This is a genomic window from Boseongicola sp., from assembly GCF_057460485.1.
In genome coordinates this window covers 1-5,242 of the sequence record NZ_JBVCWP010000266.1, presented here as the reverse complement: position 1 = coordinate 5,242, position 5,242 = coordinate 1, and the positions used below count along the sequence as shown (strand labels likewise).

The 5,242-nt window shown below is 56.0% G+C and carries 5 protein-coding genes and 1 tRNA gene; 1 reads left to right on the top strand and 5 read right to left on the bottom strand.

Features of this window, described 5'->3' with window-relative positions:
- The 5 genes from AC221Y_RS19915 to pdxH form a co-directional block, all read right to left on the bottom strand.
- The coding region (locus tag AC221Y_RS19915; protein ID WP_486708153.1) for a vitamin B12-dependent ribonucleotide reductase at window positions 1-1,908 on the bottom strand (1,908 nt) is incomplete at its 3' end.
- 590 nt (window positions 1,909-2,498) lie between these two features.
- Window positions 2,499-2,575, bottom strand: a tRNA-Pro gene (locus AC221Y_RS19910).
- 51 nt (window positions 2,576-2,626) lie between these two features.
- On the bottom strand, window positions 2,627-3,103 hold the full coding sequence (locus AC221Y_RS19905) for a DUF192 domain-containing protein (RefSeq protein ID WP_486708152.1): 477 nt from the start codon (window positions 3,101-3,103) through the stop codon (window positions 2,627-2,629).
- Window positions 3,100-3,633, bottom strand: coding sequence for a cold-shock protein (locus AC221Y_RS19900; RefSeq protein ID WP_299753148.1), 534 nt, complete (start codon window positions 3,631-3,633; stop codon window positions 3,100-3,102). Before AC221Y_RS19900 ends, AC221Y_RS19905 begins: the two co-directional genes overlap by 4 nt.
- Window positions 3,634-3,746: 113 nt before the next feature.
- A complete protein-coding gene (pdxH, locus tag AC221Y_RS19895) occupies window positions 3,747-4,352 on the bottom strand; it encodes a pyridoxamine 5'-phosphate oxidase (RefSeq protein ID WP_299753146.1) in 606 nt (201 codons plus the stop codon).
- A gap of 76 nt (window positions 4,353-4,428) precedes the next feature.
- On the opposite strand from pdxH, the gene fabI reads away from it, so the two are divergent.
- On the top strand, window positions 4,429-5,242 hold an 814-nt coding region (fabI, locus tag AC221Y_RS19890; RefSeq protein ID WP_299753144.1), incomplete at its 3' end, for an enoyl-ACP reductase FabI.

Here is a 5,242-nt window from a genome sequence, read left to right as displayed (position 1 = left end):
GGCGTGATCAAGGGCAACCGGGTTAACATTCATTAACTCGTAGCCGTCGGTTTCTCCGTAAGCGGCGCGGCGATGGTTGCGCATGACGCGCAGCATGTGGTCGGCGTTTTTCGCGTGCCCCGGGAAGGCTCCAAGCTCGCCCGCCATTTCAGCGGATGTTGCGTAGGAAACGCCGGTCATGACAGCAGTGAGGGCTCCGCAAAGGGCGCGGCCTTCGTCGCTGTCGTAACTGAAACCCATGTTCATCAGCAGGCCGCCGATGTTGGCGTAGCCAAGACCGAGGGTGCGGAAGTCATAGGACAACTGCGCGATTTCCTTGGACGGGAACTGCGCCATCATCACCGAAATTTCCAGCGTGACGGTCCAGAGGCGCGTGGCGTGCACGTATTCGTCGGTCTGGAATTCGCCGTCCTTATAGAAGGTGAGCAAGTTCATCGACGCCAGGTTACAGGCCGTGTCATCGAGGAACATGTATTCCGAGCACGGGTTTGAGCCCCGGATCGGGCCATGTTCCGGGCAAGTGTGCCATGCGTTAACGGTGTCGTGGTATTGGATGCCGGGATCCGCGCAGGCCCATGCCGCGTGGCCAACCTGCTCCCAAAGGTCGCGGGCTTTGATCGTTTTCGCAACCTTGCCGTCCTTGCGGCGGATCAATTCCCAATCGGTGTCGTCCCTGACTGACTTCAGAAAGGCGTCAGTGACGCGGATCGAGTTGTTCGAGTTCTGACCAGATACCGACGAATAGGCTTCGCTATCCCAGTCTGTATCATAGGTCGGGAATTCGATCGAGGCATAGCCTTGACGTGCGTAATCGAGGACGCGCTTGATGTAAGTCTCAGGGATTGCTGACTTTTTGGCGTCTCGGATGGCGGCCTTCAGTGTTGGGTTGGCGGCGGGATCGTAGGCGCCTTCTGCGGAACCATCAAAAGCAGCGATGGCAGCAAAGATACCATTCAGCTTCAGCTCGTGCATTTTCGAGCCCGCGACAATCGAGGCAACTTTTTGCTCTTCGATTACCTTCCAATTAATGAATTTTTCGATGTCCGGGTGGTCGGCGTCGCAAATCACCATCTTTGCCGCGCGGCGTGTTGTACCACCTGATTTGATTGCACCAGCTGCACGGTCACCTATTTTCAAAAAGCCCATAAGGCCTGAAGATTTGCCGCCACCAGAAAGGCTTTCGCCCTCACCACGCAGCATTGAGAAATTGGTCCCAGTGCCCGAGCCATACTTGAAGAGTCGTGCTTCGCGAACCCATAGGTCCATGATGCCACCTTCGTTTACGAGGTCATCAGCGCAGGACTGAATGAAGCAGGCGTGGGGCTGTGGGTGCTCGTAGGCTGAGTTGGACTTGGTCAGTTTGGCGGTCTTGTAGTCGACATAGTAGTGGCCCTGTGACGGCCCATCGATGCCATAGGCCCAATGCAGGCCGGTGTTGAACCACTGCGGCGAATTTGGTGCGGCGCGTTGTGTGGCGAGCATGAAGCGCATCTCGTCGAAGTAAGCGCTGGCGTCGGCTTCCTTTGTGAAATAACCGCCCTTCCAGCCCCAATAGGCCCATGCGCCTGCGAGCCGGTCGAACACCTGACGCGCAGATGTTTCGCCGACGAAGCGATCTTCTTCGGGCAGCTTTTCGAGAGCTTTGGTATCGGGGACCGAACGCCACAGGAACTCAGGAACGCCCTTCTCCTTAACCTTCTTTAACAACGCAGGCACGCCGGCTTTACGGAAGTACTTCTGTGCGATGACGTCAGAGGCGACCTGACTCCAGGTTGTCGGGACTTCGACATTGTCGAGTTTGAAAACGATCGTGCCGTCTGGATTGCGAATCTCTGAAACAGTGTGCGTGAACTCGAGCGACGCATAGGCGTCTTTTCCAGCCTTCGTGAAAGAACGATCTATTTTCATTAACTTGCCCCGTGGTAGGTCGTTTTAAGAGTGGCGCGCCTTTGGCTTACGCCGATTATTTCGTGCCGGTCAGGGGCGAGGGAACTACCTTGATCGAAGCGTTGCCCGTACAAACGGACCACTACATCGCCCTTGGGGGAGCGTTTTTGATTTGGTTGTCATCCCTGCGCCGTGACCACTAGATATTGTGGCTCACTGACCGACCTGCACAACCTGAAGCAAGAGAGGTGTGGTCGTCAACGGGGTTTTTTACAATTCTGTGAAGTTTTTTGGGTTGACCGGCAGGGCCCTGCCGATAGTGCGATTCTATGCTTGGCGGACGGGTCGGACCGGGCGAAATGCTGGCGCGCGGCCCTTATCCAAGAAATCCTATATCTGCCAAGACGGTAAGGGCGCATATTGAGGTTTTAAAGGCTGAAATGTAGGTGTCGACTCGGCGTAAACCCTTCGATCACGCTTGTTTGCGTTGGAAGTAAAATTAAAAACGGTTAATGCAAATGTGGCGCGAAGGTCGCGGTCAACAGCGGACCTGGTGCTGCAAACTGAGACTCCCCCACATGTAGTGGGTGAATTTCACGATTTGATGGTGGTGGTCGGGGCGGAGAGATTCGAACTCCCGACCCTCTGTTCCCAAAACAGATGCGCTACCAGGCTGCGCTACGCCCCGACGGCTTGCTGATTAGCCGCGTTCTTCGACCGGCGCAATCCTGCAATCGCGTTAATTTTCGACTTTGCAGCCCCAAACTGCATTTTCACCGAATGCAGGATGGCGCAGGACGGTGCCTGCGTCGATGCCAAGGCGCGATGAGAGGCCCGCGTTGATCTCGAGCACGTATTGGATCGCATCGCCGCCATGGATCGCAGTCTGGTCGAGAGGAACGGCGTTTTCGTGGATGCGTGCGACGGTGCCTGTCGCGTCGATGAAAATCATATCAAGCGGGATAAGCGTGTTGCGCATCCAAAAGGCGACGCGTTGCGGGCTGTCATAGACAAAAAGCATGCCGGCGCTGCGGGCCATTCTTTCGCGATCCATCAGACCTTGTGAGCGTTCGGCAGGATCATCAGCGACTTCGACGCTAAAGCGCGCCTGCCCCCAGTCCCCCCGCAGATCGACCTGAGTATCGACGCAAGAGGCATGGAGCGCTGCGGCGGTGGACAGGCAGGTTACAATGCTTAACAGAAATGTCCGGGTCACTCGTCGGGCTTCAGCGCAGATTCCCAACTGGTGACCTGCATCGCCATACGTCCGCGTTTTCCATCGACGACACGAAGCGACACCGCTTCGCCCGGTTGAAGATCGGCCAGACCTGAGCGACGCAGAACTTCGACGTGAAGGAACACGTCTTCGTTACGGCCAAACACATTGGCAAACCCAAAACCCTTGGCCTTGTCGAACCATTTGACCCGTGCAGGTTCAAGCGGCAGCGACAGATCGACCGCTTCCGCGATCTCGCTGCTCATGTCGTCGTCTTCGGGTTCTTCTCCGACCGGTGGCGAAATCGAGATCACCTCCACAGCCTGAACTCCACGTTCAGTTTCCTGTACGATCACCTCAATCCCGGCCGCATCCGCAACCGACGATTGTCCGAAATTTCTAAGCACGTTTGCGTGGAGCAGAATGTCGGGGCCGCCTTCGTTGGCCACGACAAAACCGAAACCCTTAGACGGGTCAAACCACTTAACTGTGCCAGAGACATGCGTCCCTTCTTCTTCGGCTTCCGACATGTTTAGCATCATCCCTCGAGCCTTTGGCCCTTATTAGCGATCAGTTTGGGCCATGGCCGTGCACTAATGCAAGGATAAAGATCGCTTTTTCGAATGATATTGGTCGAATGCCGTCAAGGTGCCAGCCGCGTTGCTTGCCAACCACGCATGCCCTCGCCCTGAGTATAGCGAAAGCGGTCATGCAACCGGAAGGCGCCGTCGGCCCAAAGCTCGATTTCAACGGGTTTGATGCGAAATCCGCCCCAATGCGGCGGCCTTTTCGGCGAAAGGCCTTGTTTAGCGCCCTGTCTTGCCACTTCACCCATTAGTGTGGCGCGGCTTTTAAGCGGGCGGGATTGCTCGGACGCCCAAGCCCCGATCCGGCTTTCGAGCGCGCGGGAGTTGTAATAAGCGTCGGCCTGAGCCCCCTCCTCGCGGGTGACGTGGCCCCTGACACGAACTTGACGACGCAGGGATTTCCAATGAAGCACAAAGGCGGCCATTGGCGTTGCTGTCAGCTCTCGGCCTTTCGCGCTTTCGTAGTTCGTATAAAAAACGAAGGCGTCGTCTTCGATGTCTTTCAAGAGAACCATCCGCACGTTGGGCAAACCGTCACGGTCGACGGTGGACAGAGCAATGGCATTGGCGTCGTTGAGTTCGGTTTTCCAGGCCTCTTCCTGCCAGCGGCGGATGATGACGAAAGGGTCGCTACCTTCAAAAATATCGGTTCTTTCACTCATCGCGCGCGCTCCTCTTGATGCGGCGGTATTCATGACATAGACCCGACGCAGCGTAAACGGGCTGAGGGACAAGGCCATGACCGCAGGGTTAATGACGGGTAAACGCGGCCTCATCATGGGGCTGGCAAACGATAAATCCATCGCTTGGGGAATTGCGAAGGCTCTGGCTGAACAGGGCGCAGAGCTTGCTTTTTCCTATCAGGGCGATGCATTGAAAAAGCGGGTTATTCCGCTGGCGGCCTCGCTGGGATCAGACTTTGTGCTGCCCTGCGACGTGGGCGACGGTGGCAGTATCGATACGTTGTTCGACGACCTGAAAGAGCGATGGGGAAAGTTAGACTTCGTCGTCCATGCCATTGGTTTTTCTGATAAAAACGAGCTTCGGGGTCGCTATGTCGACACCAGCCGCGACAACTTCAAAATGACGATGGATATCTCGGTGTTCTCGTTTACTGCAGTTTGTCGGCGCGCGTGTACAATGATGCCGGATGGCGGCTCTTTGTTGACCATGACGTATTATGGCGCCGAAAAAGTCATGCCGCATTACAATGTGATGGGTGTGGCAAAAGCCGCGCTGGAAGCCAGCGTGCGTTATATTGCCGAGGACCTTGGCAAGGATGGCATTCGTTGTAATGCAATCTCTGCCGGGACGATCAAAACGCTTGCGGCGTCCGGGATTGGTGATTTCCGCTACATTTTGAAGTGGAACGAGCTGAATTCACCGATGCGGCGCAATGTTTCAATTGAGGATGTGGGAGGCTCGGCGTTGTATTTGCTAAGCGATCTCGGGCGTGGGGTGACAGGCGAGATCCATCACGTTGATTCTGGCTACCATGTGGTGGGCATGAAGAACCCTGAGGCTCCAGATATGACATTGGAGCGCAAAGAAT